We start from the raw sequence: 1,083 nt of genomic DNA, 5'->3' as shown, positions 1-1,083 counted from the left end.
TTGCTGATGCCGTCGATCTCGACGGCGGGGAGCTCGGAGTGTTCTGTCATTGTCCTCGATCGCCGGCTTGGCATGGATTGACGACGCACGGACAGTTGTCCGTGCATCGTCACACGGGCCTTGGGAGGCTTAGTTCTCCGGTTGTCCGACGAGGGCAGCATTAAGGCCGACCTCGGGTGTCTGGTCCGAGAAGATCGAGGCAAACCAGCCCGGATTGGAGACCAGCGACGGCTTGAAGGCGTTGCAGCCGGCCTTCATCTCCGCCCATGTGCCTTCGTCGCACAGCTTGATCGTCTCATTGGTAACGACCGGCAGCGGCAGGATGGTGGTCTTCGGCACGTCCTTGCCTTCGATCGCCTCGACGGCAAGCTTCAGCGCCAGCGCACCCGAATAAGGCGGCGAGGCATAGGAAATGCGTTGTGCGCCCGCCGGTGCATAAGGAGGAGCGGCACCTTCGACTTCGGTGCCCTCCGGCAGCATCTGGATGCGGCCGCCATTGGAACCTTCGCCGGCGCAAGGCAGGAGTTCGCTGGTCTTCTTGCCAGCCTCGAGCTGCATCGAGTTGGCGGTGAAGCAGCCGACCTGCATCCACAGTCCGTTGATGTCGTCCCAATTGCGGGTGGCCAGGATTTTCGAAAGTTCGGTGCGGGCGACCGCCTGGCTCCACATGCCGACAGCCTCGCCGACGATCTTGATATCAGGATACTTGGCGAAGACTTCCTTGGCGGCCTTTGTCCGCTGATCGTCAACGGATGTTCCCGGGACGCCCGTGATGGCGATGATGTTGCCCTTGCCATTGAGCTTCTTGACCAGCCATTCGGCGGTCACCCTGCCCGCTTCCAGCTGGTCTATGTGGACGTTGTAGGCACAAGGCTCGGTGATCTCGGCGTCGTACGCAAAGACCTTCACGCCCTTGTCGCAGGCATTCTTGACGACCTGGTTGAGCGCGGTCGGCGAGATCGGATACACGACAATGGCTTCGGCGCCGCTTTGCACCATTGCGTTGATCTGCTGAATCTGGCGTTGCGCGTTGGGGCCAGCGACCTGGACCTGCAGGTCGACCTTGTCGGCCAGGCTCTTATG

At 61.4% G+C, this 1,083-nt stretch carries 1 protein-coding gene; it reads right to left on the bottom strand.

Going from position 1 to position 1,083, the window contains the following annotated elements:
* Positions 1-129: 129 nt before the first annotated feature.
* A partial coding sequence (locus tag EN969_RS32450; protein ID WP_127419803.1) for a sugar ABC transporter substrate-binding protein occupies positions 130-1,083 on the bottom strand: 954 nt, incomplete at its 5' end.

Source organism: Mesorhizobium sp. M7A.F.Ca.CA.003.01.2.1 (genome assembly GCF_003998945.1).
Taxonomy (GTDB): domain Bacteria; phylum Pseudomonadota; class Alphaproteobacteria; order Rhizobiales; family Rhizobiaceae; genus Mesorhizobium; species Mesorhizobium ciceri.
The sequence above is the reverse complement of the archived record's forward strand: the minus strand, read 5'-3'. Positions and strand labels throughout refer to the sequence as shown.